The 16,895-nt window shown below is 46.8% G+C and carries 13 protein-coding genes; 7 read left to right on the top strand and 6 right to left on the bottom strand.

All coding sequences use genetic code 11. The annotated features are described in order from the left end of the window. The first annotated feature begins 71 nt into the window (after positions 1 to 71). The 7 genes from A1830_RS15890 to A1830_RS15860 all read left to right on the top strand — a co-directional run bounded on the left by A1830_RS15890 (position 72) and on the right by A1830_RS15860 (position 12,135). On the top strand, positions 72 to 905 hold the full coding sequence (locus A1830_RS15890) for an ABC transporter permease (RefSeq protein WP_156485019.1): 834 nt from the start codon (positions 72 to 74) through the stop codon (positions 903 to 905). Next, the gene (locus tag A1830_RS15885) at positions 859 to 2,295 is read left to right on the top strand and encodes an ABC transporter ATP-binding protein (RefSeq protein WP_231877651.1); all 1,437 of its coding nucleotides are present in this window, start codon (positions 859 to 861) and stop codon (positions 2,293 to 2,295) included. Before A1830_RS15890 ends, A1830_RS15885 begins: the two co-directional genes overlap by 47 nt. Next, on the top strand, positions 2,288 to 7,276 hold the full coding sequence (locus A1830_RS15880; RefSeq protein WP_067708408.1) for a rhamnan synthesis F family protein: 4,989 nt from the start codon (positions 2,288 to 2,290) through the stop codon (positions 7,274 to 7,276). Before A1830_RS15885 ends, A1830_RS15880 begins: the two co-directional genes overlap by 8 nt. 48 nt (positions 7,277 to 7,324) lie before the next feature. Next, positions 7,325 to 8,245, top strand: coding sequence for a glycosyltransferase family 2 protein (locus A1830_RS15875; RefSeq protein WP_067708404.1), 921 nt, complete (start codon positions 7,325 to 7,327; stop codon positions 8,243 to 8,245). Positions 8,246 to 8,258: 13 nt separating this feature from the next. Then, on the top strand, positions 8,259 to 9,077 hold the full coding sequence (locus tag A1830_RS21640) for a glycosyltransferase (protein WP_073981035.1): 819 nt from the start codon (positions 8,259 to 8,261) through the stop codon (positions 9,075 to 9,077). Between the two features lie 233 nt (positions 9,078 to 9,310). Then, positions 9,311 to 10,717 (top strand): NADP-dependent phosphogluconate dehydrogenase, encoded by a 1,407-nt coding sequence (gndA, locus tag A1830_RS15865; RefSeq protein WP_067708397.1) that lies wholly within the window; start codon positions 9,311 to 9,313, stop codon positions 10,715 to 10,717. A gap of 524 nt (positions 10,718 to 11,241) precedes the next feature. Then, positions 11,242 to 12,135 (top strand): Kdo hydroxylase family protein, encoded by an 894-nt coding sequence (locus tag A1830_RS15860; RefSeq protein ID WP_067708394.1) that lies wholly within the window; start codon positions 11,242 to 11,244, stop codon positions 12,133 to 12,135. A gap of 85 nt (positions 12,136 to 12,220) precedes the next feature. Here A1830_RS15860 and A1830_RS15855 read toward each other — a convergent pair whose 3' ends face one another. From A1830_RS15855 to hisA, 6 genes are all read right to left on the bottom strand, one after another. After that, the gene (locus A1830_RS15855; RefSeq protein ID WP_067708392.1) at positions 12,221 to 13,336 is read right to left on the bottom strand and encodes a succinylglutamate desuccinylase/aspartoacylase family protein; all 1,116 of its coding nucleotides are present in this window, start codon (positions 13,334 to 13,336) and stop codon (positions 12,221 to 12,223) included. Positions 13,337 to 13,396: 60 nt separating this feature from the next. After that, positions 13,397 to 14,194, bottom strand: a complete 798-nt coding sequence (locus tag A1830_RS15850; protein WP_067708388.1) for an ABC transporter substrate-binding protein — start codon at positions 14,192 to 14,194, stop codon at positions 13,397 to 13,399. A 68-nt stretch (positions 14,195 to 14,262) separates the two neighbouring features. Next, positions 14,263 to 14,739, bottom strand: a complete 477-nt coding sequence (locus A1830_RS15845; protein WP_067708384.1) for a YbaK/prolyl-tRNA synthetase associated domain-containing protein — start codon at positions 14,737 to 14,739, stop codon at positions 14,263 to 14,265. A gap of 53 nt (positions 14,740 to 14,792) precedes the next feature. After that, complete coding sequence (gene hisIE / locus A1830_RS15840; protein WP_067708380.1) at positions 14,793 to 15,404, bottom strand: bifunctional phosphoribosyl-AMP cyclohydrolase/phosphoribosyl-ATP diphosphatase HisIE; 612 nt, start codon at positions 15,402 to 15,404, stop codon at positions 14,793 to 14,795. Continuing rightward, entirely contained in the window at positions 15,398 to 16,174 is a 777-nt protein-coding gene (hisF, locus tag A1830_RS15835) for an imidazole glycerol phosphate synthase subunit HisF (RefSeq protein WP_067708376.1), read from the bottom strand. The genes hisIE and hisF overlap by 7 nt, the downstream gene beginning before the upstream one ends. After that, the gene (gene hisA / locus A1830_RS15830; RefSeq protein ID WP_067708374.1) at positions 16,156 to 16,893 is read right to left on the bottom strand and encodes a 1-(5-phosphoribosyl)-5-[(5-phosphoribosylamino)methylideneamino]imidazole-4-carboxamide isomerase; all 738 of its coding nucleotides are present in this window, start codon (positions 16,891 to 16,893) and stop codon (positions 16,156 to 16,158) included. Before hisA ends, hisF begins: the two co-directional genes overlap by 19 nt. Positions 16,894 to 16,895: the final 2 nt, after the last annotated feature.

The raw sequence follows: 16,895 nt of genomic DNA, 5'->3' as shown, positions 1-16,895 counted from the left end.
GCGTACACTTCAAAGTTATCCCAGTCATTGAACACTATGGCTGAAGCTAAATCTGCTATATGGGAATTAACATGGACCCGCACTCTACTAAGTCCGTTTCACCGGTAAAACTTATAAAAAAACTAATTTCTGAACGCCAGTTGATTTACCAAATGTCAAAGCGTGAGGTCGTAGGGCGTTACAGGGGATCTGCGATGGGTCTACTTTGGTCATTTATCAACCCAATATTTATGTTGGCAGTATACACATTTGTGTTTTCAGTAGTTTTTAAAGCCAGATGGGGAGCATCATCTGCAGCAGACTCAAAAAGCGATTTCGCGATAATCCTGTTTGTAGGCTTGATCATACATACGCTTTTTGCGGAGGCATTAATTCGTGCACCCACTTTGATTATTAGCAATGTTAACTATGTTAAAAAGGTAGTTTTTCCTCTGGAGATTCTATCTATAACAAATATCGCATGCGTAGTTTTTCATTCAGTAATAAGTTTGATTGTTTTACTAACCGCTTGTCTAATTTTCAATGGCTATATTCATTGGACGGCAGTTTTTTTACCCCTTGTATTTTTTCCATTAATAATATTTACGTTAGGATTGTCGTGGTTTTTATCTGCTTTAGGTGTGTATTTACGTGATATTGGACAAACAATATCAATTTTGATGACGGTGCTGATGTTTCTTTCGCCTATTTTCTACCCTATCAGTGCATTACCTGTGAAGTTTCAATCAATTATCATGCTCAATCCATTAACATTTATAATTGAGCAGGCCAGAGAAGTATTAGTATGGGGTAGATTTCCAGATTTTTACGGAATTGCGATATACACATGTGTAGCTACTTTCATAATGTGGGTTTGTTATGTCTGGTTTCAAAAAACTCGAAAAGGCTTTGCAGATGTCCTCTAAAGAAAATGCAATCGTAGTCTCACAGGTAAGTAAATGCTTTCATGTTTACGAAAACCCAGTGCATCGATTAAAACAATTCGTTTTTCCTCGACTGGATCGCGCTTTAGGTCGGGAGCCTGGTGTGTACCACGAAGAGTTTTGGGCGCTTAAGGATATCTCTTTCACATTGCCCAAAGGGCAAACTATGGGATTGGTTGGAAGAAATGGCTCCGGAAAATCTACCCTTTTGCAAATAATTGCGGGTACATTAACGCCAACTCAGGGAAATGTGAAAGTTAATGGTCGAATTGCTGCTTTACTCGAGCTCGGAGCTGGATTCAATAGTGACTTTACTGGCCGTGAAAATGTGTACTTAAACGCTTCTCTCCTAGGACTAAGCAGAGATGAAACTGATAATAAACTTGACGATATACTTTCTTTTGCAGATATAGGTCGCTTTATTGATTCACCTGTCCGCTCATATTCAAGTGGGATGTTGGTCAGGCTTGCCTTCGCAGTTCAAGCTCAAATTAATCCTGATATTTTGATTGTTGATGAAGCTTTAGCTGTCGGCGATGCTAAATTTCAAGCTAAATGTTTTGCTCGGCTCAATAGACTTAAACAAGATGGTACATCAATTCTTTTTGTTTCTCATGCAACAGAACAAATAGTTACTCATTGCGATCAGGCTATTTTGCTTGATGCTGGAGTTATTCAGGCTAATGGTAAACCTAAAGATATAGTAAATCGTTATCTTGATATTCTGTTTGGAAAAAAAGAAATTCAAGGGTCAGTCAGGGATAAAGTTGATAAACAAATTACTAATGCTGCAAAAGGTGAGAAAGATCGTTTGGCTCGTGAAAACAACACAGGCGGATCTCCATTTTTGAAAGAAGTGTCAACAGACAGAGCAAAAATGCTTAACGGAAGCTTTGTTGAGCGGTTTAACTATAACCCGGCTGAGTATCGTTGGGGAGATCGCGCTGTTGAAATCTCTGATTTTTATCTTGAACAAAACGGAAAGGAATTCCCCTCATCATTCGAACCTCTTGATGAGATTAAATTGATGCTTAAGATCAATTTTTATAGCCTTATCGTTCGACCAATCATAGGTTTTGCGGTTAAGACGAAGGAAGGCATCACAATCTACAATACGAATACTGAGTGGCTTAACTCAGAAGAGTTAGAAAGTGTGCGTGAAGGCGAAAATATAGTTGTTTCAATTAAACTACCTAACTTGCTCTATGAAGGGGATTATTTTCTCTCAGTCGGGGTAGCAAGTAGCACTATTGAGGGAGAAATTATCCCTCACGACCGTCGCTACGATTCAATTCATATATCCGTTGGGCCAGTAGGAAGTTTCACCGGATTTACTGATTTAAACGCGAGAATAGACATTTACCATGACTAAATTTCAAGAACTTATGCATGCTGGGAACTTCCGTCTAGGCGAGGAGAGGGTATGGATTCCTGAAAACGCGATTGACTTTGCATATAACGATGGCGATGAAGCAGAGCTTTATCTGTTAAACATTATGAAAACTGTTACAGATAAGAGATGCAATTCGGCTGAATTAGCCACTAAAATGATTGATTGGCCTTCAACTTATCATTTGACATCCAGACGTGCAAATTTACTACGCCCTTTTACTCAACATTTCTCGGGGAAAAGGGTTCTTGAAATCGGTTGTGGATGTGGAGCTATAACACGTTTCCTGGGCGAAACTGGCGCAGAAGTCGTTTCTGTTGAAGGAAGCCTAAGACGCGCGACAATTGCTCGCGAGCGTTGTAGTGATCTCCCCAATGTTGAGATTATTTGCTCACCCAGTGATAAATTGCCTAACCTTGAAAAATTTGATTATGTATTACTCATTGGCGTCCTCGAATATGCAAGGATGTTTCTTGGTGAGTCGGGTCAAGATAATCTAATACATTTCTGTAAAGGTAATCTCAAAACAGATGGTAGCCTTTTTATCGCTATTGAAAATAAATTAGGTATTAAATATTTCGCTGGCGCTGCTGAAGACCACGTTGGTCAACCTATGTTTGGAATAAATAATTCATATGACAAACAAGGAGTGATGACGTTTGGAAGGAATGAGCTTAAAGAGATCCTCGAGAGAGCCGGCTTATCAAATATATCGGAATACTTACCCCTTCCAGACTATAAGTTGCCAACAGATATTGTTACCCCTTTGGGCTGGGAAAAGTACTCAAAACAACTCACTCAAATAGCAGTTGAAAGTGCTCATAAAGATCCTCAAGGCATTTCGGAACCAGTTTTTTCACTAGATCAGGCAATAAAGTCCGTCTGGCTGAACAATCTCGCACCAGATTTAAGCAATTCTTTTCTGTTCATTGCTTCATCAACCTTAGTAAAAAAAGACTTTACCGGTAATACTGCTTTATTTCATTATTCTGATGGTCGATTACCTCAGTTCAACAAAACTATTGAAATAAGTGAGGAACAGGGAGAATTAGTAGTAACAACTAAGCCTATGGATCGAAATGAAGATTTTTCTCGTGATGAATATAATCACACTTTTCATCATGAGCTAGATAATAAAGTTGCCTTTTATGGTGGTCAAAGCCTGTGGTGTGAGTTGAATACTCTTTTAAACGCCCCAGGCTGGAGTATTAACTCAATTGTACAATGGGTCTCACGCTGGGTGAAATATATTATTGATGATGCTGGACTGAACCGCGACATTGATAAGGATACTATCCTGCCAGGTAAATATAATGATGCAATGCCATTTAATATACTTGTCGGTGATGAAGGTTCAATTAAGATCATTGATCTCGAATGGGTCGCAAATGATAATATTAATTTAGGTTATGTAGTATTTAGGGGGGTAATGCACTCACTATTGCGTGTTACATCTGTTTCACCTTCGCAAAGTGGAAATAACCTTAATCTCACGCAGGTAGTTAGGGAGATTTTGTTAGAATCAGAGCTTAAGATAACGGATAGTGATATCGTTGAATACTGGGAACGTGAGTTTATTTTCATGGAACAAACCCAGCTGGGGAGTCCCCCTAACATGCGATCTGGTTTCGATAATGCTATTATTAAGACGCGTCTGCCTATTGTTGAGTATGCACAACAAGCAACTGAATTGGGTAAAGAAGTTTTGATTCTAAAAGATAAAATTGATCTTTTAAATCATGTTATGTCTGCTAAAGAGGCTGAGAAAGAGTTTGCAGTGAATACTAAATTTGACCAGTATGATAGTAAAATAAATGAGTTGAACGATTCTAACAGCACTTTAGCTGAGCAAATTGCAGCATATAAGAACGAGTTGAAAGTTAAACAAAAACAAATCGCTGAAATTAGCGAAGTGATTAAAACATACGAACATGAAAAGGTTTTAAGTCAAGAGTATGCGGCAGCTGCACTAGCTCGAGTCGAGTCTTTAGAGAATTCACTAAATGGCACTTCTGAGCAGGTAAAATTACTTAATGATCAAATATCAAACTTAGTTAATACCAATTCGTGGAAGTTAACTAAACCCCTACGGTTTGCAATGCGATTAATTCGCGGTCAGCATTCTGTTGCACTAGCACCTTTTAAAATTAAGACAAGAGCATTTCTCAAAACAGCTTATTATAAATCACCACCAAATATTCGTTCCAAGCTACTTGATACCGCTTTTAAATTTAGGCCCTCTTGGTTTTTACACCATCCTGAGTATCAGCGACGCCACGGGATGAGTATTGTAGACTCTGACATTGCACAGGATCTGGTTGATCTTACCCTGCTACCAACCCTTTATACAGAAGCACCGGGGCGCATAGCCCTACATTGTCATATTTATTACTTCGATCTAATTGAGGAATTTGTTCATCATATTTCTCAGGTGCCTTATAGCCTTGATGTGTTTGTTTCCGTGACTTCTAAAGAAGGGCGGGATGTATGTAAGACTGCACTTTCGGAGCTAAAAAATATTGGTAAATTGGTTGTTGACATAGTACCGAATAGGGGCAGAGACATTGGTCCTATGTTCGCTCACTTTGGTAATCAACTGAAAGCTTATGATTTCATAGGTCATATTCAGAGTAAAAAATCACTTTATAATGCAGGAGCTACACAAGGATGGCGCGAATATCTTTTCAACGCCCTGTTAGGTAGCACTCAAAACGTCGAGAAAATATTCTCTCAGTTTATCTCTAACCCTAAGCTAGGAATTATCTATCCGCAAGCTTATGTACAGGTTCCTTATGCAGCATTTTCATGGTTAGCCAATCGTGCTGATGGACAAATGCTATGTAACAAAATGAAAATAGCCATGCCAGATGCCTATTTCAATTTTCCCGCTGGTTCAATGTTTTGGGCTCGTACTGATGCTCTCCGTCCCCTGCTTGATTTGAATCTTGGCTGGAATGATTTTCCTGAAGAATTAGCACAAAATGACGGTACTTTGGCTCATGCTATCGAAAGGTTATTAGGAGCAGTTCCAACTGCTTTGAGCTATGACTCATTAATAATAAAAGATCATGGATCGCCATCATGGTCAACGTTCCGCTTTGACCAACAATATTTTGGCCGTTCTTTCGATAGTTATCGCTATCTTATTAACGACTCAGAAACACATTTAGTTGCCTTTGATATATTTGATACCTTACTCATTCGGCCTTTACTTAATCCGGATCATACGAAGAAAGTTATTACTGAGTTACTCACCACGCATGAAGCTAAATTATTTTCGCAATTCAGGTCTATAGCCGAAGCCGAAGCGAGAGCTGAGGCGGGGAGAGACATCGATCTGCATGTTATTTATGAGAAGTTTTCTTCACTGAGCGGTTTGTCATTAAGCAGATGTAAAGAAATAGCTGGTATAGAAGCGGATGTAGAACTTGCTTCAGTTTCATTACGACCTGACGCGCTGAATTTATGGGGCATGGTTAAAGAGTCTGGTAAGAGAGTGATACTAATTAGCGATATGTTTTTACCTGAATCGCTAATCGGTGAAATGTTGCATAAAAATGGTATTTCCGGCTGGGATAATTTTTATCTCTCATCTTCAATTGGGATGCGTAAGGATACAGGGGATCTTTATCGACATGCATTTGAAAAAGAAGATATCCCCGGAAAAAACGTTTTGATGATTGGCGACAACGAGCGGTCTGACTTGCAATTGCCTGCAGATAGTTTTGGTGTACGCTGTCTTCATCTCTTACGGGCAAATGACGTTGCTAAGTCATTACCTTACTATCAAAAACTTGTAGCCGACTCTAAAATTACTAAAAGTATTAATGATGAGCTCACACTCAGCCTAATTGTTCAAAAAAACTTAAACAAAGTCGCTAACGTTGATCCTGATGATCTTCGTATTTACAGCGAGAGGCCCTATCAACTTGGATATAATTTAGTAGGTCCATTATTAGTTTCATTCAGTGATTGGTTGATGAAGACAGCTAAATCCTCTTCTATCGAGCAACTCTACTTTTTGGCACGTGAAGGGAAAATCATCAAGGAAGTTTTTGATCTTTGGTCTGATACCTTTAATGAAAAACCCGAAAGCCATTATCTTCAGCTATCCCGTAGGGCAGTAAATGTGCCTAAAATCAGGAGTATGGCTGACATTAGAGAAATTGCTAAAATTGATTTTTTCCCAAACGAACTTGAAAGCTTTTTATTCGAGCGGTTTGGTTTAACGTTAGACGATGATTTGTGGCAGGAAATATATCAGAAGGGTCTTTGGACTTCGGATCAGAAAATTCATATTCAGAACCATGATCTGAGCAAAATCGAACCGCTCCTGGAATTTCTTATGCCTGTGATATTGGCCAGTTCTAAAGTAGAGCTTGTTGGAGTGCAGCAATATCTGAGCGAAGTCGGGATTTTAGACAACCCTGCCTCAGCCATAGTAGATGTAGGCTATTCTGGCACTATTCAAAAAGCATTAATATCCCTAATGAATAGGCCTGTTCACGGTCTCTATATGGCTACCTCAGACCTGATACAGAAGGGATTACATCCATTAGCTTCTGCTAAAGGATGCTTCGTTTCTGATTCTGTACCTAACTTTATGGGCTCAAGGATCTTCAATAAAAGTTTCGCGCTTGAACAGTTATTGAGCGCCAATGATGCGCAGATCGCTAAGTTCGTAATCGAAAAAGATGGGACAATATCAAAGGTATTCAAGCCACTGCGAGATGAGGAGAAATCTACGCGTTGTATCCGCGATAGTTTGCAGGAAGGTGTCAGAGATTATGTAAAAGATGCATGTAAGATTAAGAAAGAATTTTACCCGATGTTCAAACCTTCATTGTATGTTGCTGATAAATTGTACAGCGGTTTTGTTGACTCGGGCAAAGATAAACAAAATACCGTGCTGCAAAACCTGGTATTAGATGATGATTATTGCGGTCGGGGCCTGGTGAGTTAAGATACCTTACGTCATCGCGGATGACGTCTGTACAATCAGGATGATTTTATGAATGCTCCCGCTCTTGCTATAATGATGGGTCTTTACAATGGTGGTCGGTTTCTGTCTTCTCAGCTGAAGTCTTTTGAGGAACAAACCTTCACTAACTGGAGCCTCTGGGCTTCAGATGATGGTTCCACGGATGGAACCCTCTCGATGTTGAATGCCTTTTCACATTCAGTATCCCAGCCCGTCAATGTTTTTGACGGGCCACATTCCGGCGTTTGTGCCAATTTTCAGTCAATGCTTAGTAGTGATGCGATCGACGCAGATTACTTTGCTTTTTCCGATCAGGATGATATCTGGATGCCACATAAACTTGAGCGCGCTGTCAACTGGTTGGGTCTGCAAGATCCTGATTTTCCAGCACTATATTGCTCACGTACGCGTCTGATTAACGAAAATGATATGTTTATTGGAGTTTCTACAAACAATACTAAACCGCCAGCCTTTGCTAATGCGCTTTTACAAAACATAGCCAGTGGTAACACCATGGTGTTCAATCGGCGAGCGCGTGAATTGATAAAATCTGTTGCAAATCAGCCTATGGTTATGCATGACTGGGCGCTTTATCTTGTGGTATCAGCCTGTGGTGGCAATATATTTTTCGATTCGCTACCTTCGGTGCATTATCGTCAACATGCAAGCAATCTTATTGGTAACGGGATGGAATTAAGTACAAGATGGAAAAATTTTGTCAATGTTCATCAAGGCAATAAGATACACTGGAACAACATACATTTTTCACTAATGGATGCGTTGGGTGATTATATTACCCCTGACAATAAACGATGTCTGAGCTGTTTTCGCCACATTCGCCACAGCTCCTGGAATAACAGGATAAGATTGATGAAGAGATCGGGGATTTACCACCAGAAATTTGTAGGCACTTTAGCAACGTGGTCCTACATGCTTTTCGATCGGTTGTAAAATTGGTATCTAAGTGAAAATAATCGCATCTTTAGTTCTGCACCGACATAGCGAAGCAGACATTAGTAAGACTCTGAATTCACTTCTTAGTGAAGATTCAATTGACAAAATTTGCATAGTGGACAACGGTAGCCACTGCGACTGGCTATATAAGCTGAACCACCCGGGCATCGATGTCATAAGACTTCCGGTAAATCAGGGGTTTGGCGGAGGCCACAATACAGTTTTTCAACGATTCAATGGCATTGCAGAATACTTTCTGATTTGCAACCCCGATATCTCATTTGAGCAAGGGGAGGTAGATTCGTTGTACGCCTTCAGTCAACGCGAGGGGACGGGGCTTTCAATTCCCAAGGTGGTTTATCCTGATGGAAGTTTGCAACATGGCTGCAAACTTTTGCCCAAACCTCAGCAGCTTTTCTTGCGCCGTTTTTGTTCATCTTTATCGCGAAGAACAGACCGACAATATGAACTCCAGGATGCCAATTATAATCGGGCTTTTTTCGCTCCTTCTCTTTCAGGATGCTTTGTTCTTTTCAGCCAGCAGGCCCTTGAAAAAACCCAAGGGTTTGATGAGCGATTTTTCCTGTATTTAGAAGATGTGGATCTTAGTCGCCGAGTTTGTACGACGGGTCTTCCCGTACGCTACTGTCCTTTTTCTAGGGTTGTTCATGAGTCCCAACGGCGATCCTACAAAGATGTTAGGTTTTTATTGTATCATATTGTTTCTACTATCCGATATTTCAATAAGTGGGGATGGTTGAGTGATGAAGAGCGAGATAGACTTAACCTACAATGCTTATCTGAGCTTCCCATAACATCTAAGGTTTGACAAAGTCCTGACAATAAGGGAAGTTGTTACCAGTAACATGGTTTCCATAAGGTAACTTAAAGTATTAAAGCTAATGGCAATTTATCAATAGATTGAGATAAGTTGTGATTGCTATAATAGGCTCCTCCACATGATTTGTCATGTATGATAAACCTTTTACAATATACGTATGGTACTTCCCCCCTTGTGGAAGTTAGCTTTGTTAAAGCTTAGAATTCAGACAGGAGTATGTAATGTCCAAGCAACAGATCGGCGTTGTAGGTATGGCTGTGATGGGCCGTAACCTGGCTCTCAACATTGAAAGCCGCGGCTATACCGTATCCATCTTTAACCGCTCTCGCGAAAAGACTGATGAAGTTATCGCTGAGAATGAAGGTAAAAAGCTGGCTCCATACTACAGTATCGAAGAGTTTGTTGACTCCCTTGAGAAGCCCCGTCGTATCCTGCTGATGGTTCAGGCAGGCGAAGCAACTGACAAAACTATCGCTTCCCTGACCCCACACCTTGATAAAGGCGATATCCTGATCGACGGCGGTAACACCTTCTACAAAGACACCATTCGCCGTAACCGCGAGCTGTCCGAGCAGGGCTTTAACTTCATTGGTACCGGCGTATCAGGTGGGGAAGAAGGGGCGCTGAAAGGCCCATCGATCATGCCTGGCGGTCAGAAAGAAGCTTATGAGCTGGTTGCCCCTATCCTGGATAAGATTGCTGCTCGTGCTGAAGGTGAAGCCTGCGTTGCCTATATCGGTCCGGACGGTGCGGGTCACTACGTTAAGATGGTTCATAATGGCATTGAGTATGGTGATATGCAGCTTATCGCAGAAGCCTACTCACTCCTGAAAAATGCCCTGAACCTGAGCAATGAAGATTTGGCTAAGACCTTCAGCCAGTGGAATGAAGGCGAGCTGAATAGCTATCTGATCGACATTACCAAAGACATCTTCACTAAAAAAGACGAAGCCGGTAAGTACCTGGTTGATGTGATTCTGGATGAAGCCGCCAACAAAGGCACCGGTAAGTGGACCAGTCAGAGCTCACTGGATCTTGGCGAGCCACTGTCGCTGATCACTGAGTCCGTGTTTGCCCGCTATCTCTCCTCGCTGAAAACTCAGCGCGTAGCGGCTTCAAAAGTACTGAGCGGCCCGACGGTTAAAGCCCTTACGGGTGATAAAGCTGAGTTTATCGAGAAAGTCCGTCGTGCACTTTATCTGGGTAAAATCGTTTCTTATGCTCAGGGCTTCTCCCAGCTGAAAGCAGCATCAACCGAGAATAACTGGGATCTTAATTACGGTGAGATTGCTAAAATCTTCCGTGCAGGCTGCATTATCCGCGCACAGTTCCTGCAGAAGATCACTGATGCTTATGCAGAGAATGCCGACATCGCAAACCTGCTGCTGGCACCTTACTTCAAAAATATCGCTGACGAGTACCAGCAGGCGCTGCGTGACGTTGTGGCCTATGCGGTTCAGAACGGTATCCCAACGCCAACCTTCTCTGCTGCTATCGCTTATTACGATAGCTACCGTTCAGCAGTACTGCCAGCTAACCTGATTCAGGCTCAGCGCGACTACTTTGGTGCACATACCTATAAACGCATCGATAAAGACGGTGTGTTCCATACTGAGTGGCTGGATTAATTTAATAAGTTGCTTAACACTCTTGAAACCACAGTTGATACTGTGGTTTTTTTTATATTTTACATGTGCAAAACTGGACAGATGTCACCCATTAAATGTTTGCTCCTCCTCGCTGCCTGTTGTCAATCCTGCGAATCATGCAAGTATCCCACCCAAACGACTATTCAGCAGTAGCGCTCTCCCGACGAACTGATTATGTCCTGTAAGGGAATGGCTGTTCGCACCGTCCGACTCACTCATCATCTGACAGCACCCGCTATAAATTATCGGTAGAAGTTTTAAAAACCAAGCGGTAATGCAGTCTGTAATATTAACCCAATGTTACTTTATGATTTTGTGCGTTTTAAATTACTACTAAATGTTACGTTTAGGTTCTGTTTAACTACTAATCCGCGTTCTTATTATACTTGCCTTAACCTTTTACCTTATGAATTGACCGCTTTATTAAATTCGTATTTTAAAAATAAATATCCCGGAAGCATGAGTTAAATATAACCATCGGGATAATTGGCAAGGACATTGATATGTCGGATACAAGCATCTCTCTTAATACCGCTACGCTTACTCATCCGCTTTCCCGATGGGGGGCCGAGCACGCCGAATCCGTTGTTGGCGAGCTGGAACAGGGCAAAGTGATTTATCTGCCACAGCTGGCATTCGCGCTGACCGGGCAGGAACTGGCATTATTGGATCCCGCCATTGTTGATCCTAAGCGTAAGAACATTAGCTATCAGCCTTTGAAGGATAAGCTTACCGGCGTTGCCGCCGCTGAGCAGGAACCGGCCGTGCGGGCGCTGCTTAAGCGCCATTACCAGTCCAGTTTGCAGCTAATCGCTGCTATTCTTCCCGAATATAAGCAGGTATTGCATACGCCCACCAATAGCCTTCGCGTTCATCCGGTTAAGGCATGGTCGCAAAGTACCTCGTGGCGCAAAGACGACAGTCGTTTGCACGTCGACGCGTTTCCTTCCCGCCCCAATTATGGCGAGCGGATCCTGCGTATTTTTACCAACATTCATCCAGCCGGTGAAAGCCGTAACTGGCGGGTGGGCGAGACATTCCCGTCGCTGGCCGCACGCTTCTTACCACGTCTGAAATCCTACTCGCCGTTGAGCAGCTGGCTGCAAGATGCTGTAGGCATCACCAAAAGCCGCCGCAGCCACTACGATCATCTGATGCTGCAAATGCATGACGCCATGAAGGCTGATACTGATTACCAGAAGCAGGGTCCACAGGTGGCAATCGACTTCCCTACGGGCAGTAGCTGGATCTGCTTCTCAGACCAAACGCCGCATGCGGCGATGGGCGGCCAGTTTATGCTGGAGCAAACCTTTCTGCTGCCGGTTGATGCGATGCAGAACCCCCAGCATTCGCCGTTACGGGTGCTGGAAGGGTTGCTGGGTAAGCCGTTAATTTAATAATCAAGAAGGTGAGCTGAGATGGGCTACAGGGCAAGGCCTGTAGCCGGTCAGCGGGAAGGGCAGGCGAGCGTTAGCAAAGCCCTCAGGGCACCAGCAAATCCCCCTCACGGCAGGCTTCATGCCCTGCCAGACGGGTCACCAGCATACCGGCGGTGGCGAACCGTCCTCCGTTACGTGCATACAGTCTGCCGCCAAATGCGGCGGTTAGCTGCGTAAGCGTGTCCGTTAACGGATCGAGGATATCGGCGACCACCTCGCCCGGCATAATCCACTCACCCAGGCTGCGGCGATGAAGTATCACGCCGGGGTGGGGCGCCGTGATGTATTCGCAGCCTGCCAGCGGCACGGCGGGATGCGACAGCGCCGGCAGGGCGGGTGCTACACCATAAATAAACCCGCCCAGGGTCAGGGCGCTGATTATCGCATCGGCATCCTTCTCTGCCTGAATATGACTGACATCTCTGACGCCCCGCAGCTCCAGCGTCACCGGCAGTAGCCCGTCGGGTAGTGGAAAGCGGTCGCCCAGGGTGCGCAGCAGATATTGCCAGGGTTCGCAGCAGGCTTCATCAAAAGGTTCGCCGCCCGATACCTCGGCGATCAGCTGCACCTCACTGCCTATATAGCGCGCCAGCGGTTCGATGGCGGGCCAGGCCTGTGGCGTGGTGTAGAGATGCGGCAGGGCTTCCCAGTCGCAGTGCAGATCAATCATCAGGTCCGCCTTACAGGCCATCTGCATCAGCGTATGCCGCTGAGAGGCCAGCTCGGTGACCGGAGGGTGACTGTTGAAGTAGTCATCTATCGCCTGGCGGATTAGCAGGCGATTCTGCTCAGGATCCTGCGTTAGCCGCTGCGTCAGCAGGGCGGCAAGGGCGGGGCCGAGCGCCGGAAACTGGCGATTAAAATCCTGCCCCGAGGCGGTATCAAAGCGTCCCAGGTGTGTGCCATGCCAGTGCTGTCCGAGGGCTATCGGGTTGGCAACCGGCACCAGGGTTATCTGCGCCGCCAGCCGGTCATCGGATTCCAGCGCCAGCAGCTTCTGTTTTAAATACCAGGCCACCGCCACGCCCGGCAGCTCATCGCCGTGTAGCGCGGCCTGAATATAGACCTGACGGGATGAGGGGTTGCCAAAATGGTAGCTGATGATTTCACGCTGGGTTCCCAGCGAGGCGCTGAGCAGAGGGTGGTGGCGCTGTTGCATGGGTAGATTCGCTTTCAGAGGAGTGAAGAGCCGCAACCCGCAGGTGCGGCTCAGAGGCTGTTACTGTTTTACCGAGATATCAGTCGCAAAATAGCGCTTCTGGATTGTATCGAAGGTGCCGTTTTTGCGGATTTCTGCATAAGCATTGTCTATAGCGGTTTTCAATTCAGTATCGCCCTTACGCAGGCCGATGGCGGTGCCCGGACCGATAAGCGGATCCTCAACCACCGGACCGGCCAGCGCAAAATCCTGACCCTGCGGACGCTTCAGGAAGCCAATTGCGGCCTGGGCGGCGTCGGTGAAGACCGCATCAAGACGGCCAGACACCAGATCGCTCTCCACCTGAGCCTGGTCGCCGTAGGGCACCACGTTGACGCCATACGGCTGCCATTTGGCACGGGCATAGCGTTCCTGGATCGTTCCCTGCTCCACGCCAACGGTTTTACCCTTAAGTGACCCGGCGGTAGGGAGCAGACCGGAGCCTTTACGGGCAATCAGCTGCACGTGGGTATCGTACAGCGGGACGCTAAAATCGATCTGCTTCATGCGCTCTTCGGTGATGCCCATATCCGACAGAATGCCGTCAAACTTCCGCGCCTTTAGCGCCGGGATCATCCCGTCAAACTGATTCTCGACCCATACGCACTTAGCCTGCATCTGTTCGCAGAGGGCGTTGCCGAGATCGATATCAAAACCGACCAGCTTGCCCTGTGGCGTCTTCGACTCAAAGGGCGGGTAGCTCGGGTCAACCGCGAAGCGAACCTGTTCAATTTTAGCCTGAGCGCCGAATGCACAACCGGTCATAACCATCAGGGCGGCCGCCTGGCGCAGACGGGTAGAAAGCGAGATTTTTGCCATAAGTCCTTTCTTATCAATAAGTTTACGCAGGTTAACAGATTAACCGCCCTATGGCGGCCCGTGAATCGCTATTTAATAATGTTTGCCCGTTCGCAGGACGCAACGCGCTGGTAGTCCTGCACGTTAAGCACCATGGATTTTTCCAGCAGTCCGGCATTAAAAGCAATCTCAGTATTACGTTCGAAAAGCGCAGGATCGACCACCAGTTTTAGCTCCTCATGGAAGCTGAACGGCGGGATAGCCCCGAAGACGCAGCCAGTCAGACGATCCACCTCTGGTGGGCTGGCCAGTGACGCGCGCAGACCGCCTACCGCTCTGGCGACCTTGCTTAAATCTGCCTGCTCATCGGCGGGAAGGACGGCCAGCACGTACTGCTTTATGCCGTTCCCCTTGATATGACAAACCAGCGCCTTGGCGCCCTGACCGACGGTGGTGCCGCGGATGGCTGCCACCTCTTCACATTTTCCGGTGGGCTCATGCTCCATCAGTGTGTAGCTGGCCTGCTGACTGTCGAGCAGGGCGGTAAGTTTCTCGAAGGTGCTCATCGGTGTCCCCAATGTGGAAGGCCGGTTGCCCGGCCTTATCGGTGAAATCTGGCTTATTTATGACGCTGGCGCAGGTTGTTAATGACCGTGCTGAGATCCAAATCCTGATCCTGTAGCAGCACCAGCAGATGATAAATCAGGTCGGAGGCTTCGTTGGTCAGTTCATGACGGTCATTGACGGTAGCCGCCAGCGCCGTTTCCACACCTTCTTCGCCTACCTTCTGCGCGATACGCTTGGTGCCGCTGGCATACAGGCTGGCGGTATAGGAGCTTTTGGGATCCGCGTGCTTGCGCTCTGCAAGCAGCTGTTCAAGCTGATACAGAAAGCTCCAGTCTGATGCCGCGGGGGAGAAGCAGCTGGATGTGCCAAGATGGCAGGTTGGGCCTACAGGATTAACCAGCAGCAGCAGCGTGTCGTTATCGCAGTCCGGCGTGATACTGACCACGTTGAGGACATTTCCTGAGGTTTCCCCCTTGGTCCACAGCCGCTGTTTAGTGCGCGACCAGAAGGTCACCTGCCCGCTTTCAAGCGTTTTACTGAGCGCCTCCTGGTTCATATAACCGTGCATCAGCACTTCACCCGAAACGGCATGCTGCACGATGGCCGGCATCATGCCGTCGGTTTTGACCCAGTCCAGCTGGTCTGTCTGTTGTTGAGTTAACACGCGCGAATCTCCACACCTTTTTCAATCAGAAACTTTTTCAGCTCAGCGATATTGATAATTTGCTTATGGAATACCGAAGCCGCCAGCGCGCCGTCCACATCGGCATCGCGGAAGGCCTGGTGGAAATGTTCCATAGTGCCCGCCCCGCCAGAGGCGATCAGCGGCACGTTGCAAACCTCACGCACCTTTTTCAGCTGCACCAGATCGTAGCCATTACGCACGCCGTCCTGATTCATCATATTTAAGACGATCTCACCCGCGCCGCGCTTTTGTACTTCCTGTACCCAGTCCAGCGTCTGCCAGGTCGTGACCTGCGTACGGCGTTCATCACCGGTATACTGGTTGACCTGATACTGACCGCTCTTTGCGTCGAACCAGGTGTCAATACCCACCACAATGCACTGCACGCCGAAGCGATCTGCCAGGCGGGTAATCAGCTCCGGATCGGCCAGCGCCGGGGAGTTGATGGAAATTTTGTCTGCGCCGAAGGAGAGGATCTGCGCCGCGTCTTCAATCGTCTTAATGCCGCCCGCCACGCAAAACGGGATATCAATGACTTCCGCTACGCGAGAGACCCAGCTTTTATCCACCACGCGGCCATCGGACGACGCGGTAATATCATAGAAGACCAGCTCATCGGCCCCTTCCGCCGCGTAGCGCTGCGCCAGCGGCACGATATCGCCGATAATTTCATGATTGCGAAACTGCACGCCCTTGACGACCTGGCCGTCTCGCACGTCCAGGCAGGGGATTATCCGTTTTGCCAGCATGAAATGGCCTCCGTTACGGTGAATTTATTCTCAAGCAGGGCGCGGCCAACAATGACGCCCTGTGCTCCGCTGCCGCGCAGGGCAGCAATATCGTTAAGTGAACCAATACCGCCGGAAGACTGGAAGGCAACCGACGGATAGCGAGCGGAGACTTCACGATAGAGCGCCACGTTCGATCCGCTGAGCGTACCGTCGCGGGAGATATCGGTGCACAGTACGTGCTTCAGGCCTACCGCCTCAAACTGCCCAATCACCTCTTCAAGCGTGACGCCAGCCGCTTCCTGCCAGCCGCTGATCGCCACCTCTTTACGGTTATCGGCATCGATGCGCACGTCCAGCGCCAGCACAATGGATTCAGCGCCGTATTCTTTGAACCAGCTCTGCACCGCTTCCGGCTCTTTTATCGCCGTTGAGCCGACCACAACGCGGGTGGCACCCGCTTCCAGCAGCGCGTCAACGTCGCGACGGCTGCGGATACCGCCGCCCACCTGAACCGGTACGCTGACGCCCGCCAGCAGTTTTTTTAGCAGCGGGATCTGCCGTGCGGCGGGATCCTTCGCGCCGGTCAGATCCACCAGGTGCAGCACGCTGGCCCCTTCGGCCTCGTACGCCCGCAGGCGCGGCAGGGGATCGCTGCCGTAGTCGCGCTGCTGGCCGTAATCGCCCTGATGCAGACGCACGACCTTGCCCTCAATCAAATCTAATGCGGGAATAATCATGC

Source organism: Erwinia sp. ErVv1, assembly GCF_900068895.1.
Lineage (GTDB): Bacteria > Pseudomonadota > Gammaproteobacteria > Enterobacterales > Enterobacteriaceae > Erwinia.
This window is presented reverse-complemented; position numbering and strand designations above follow the sequence as displayed.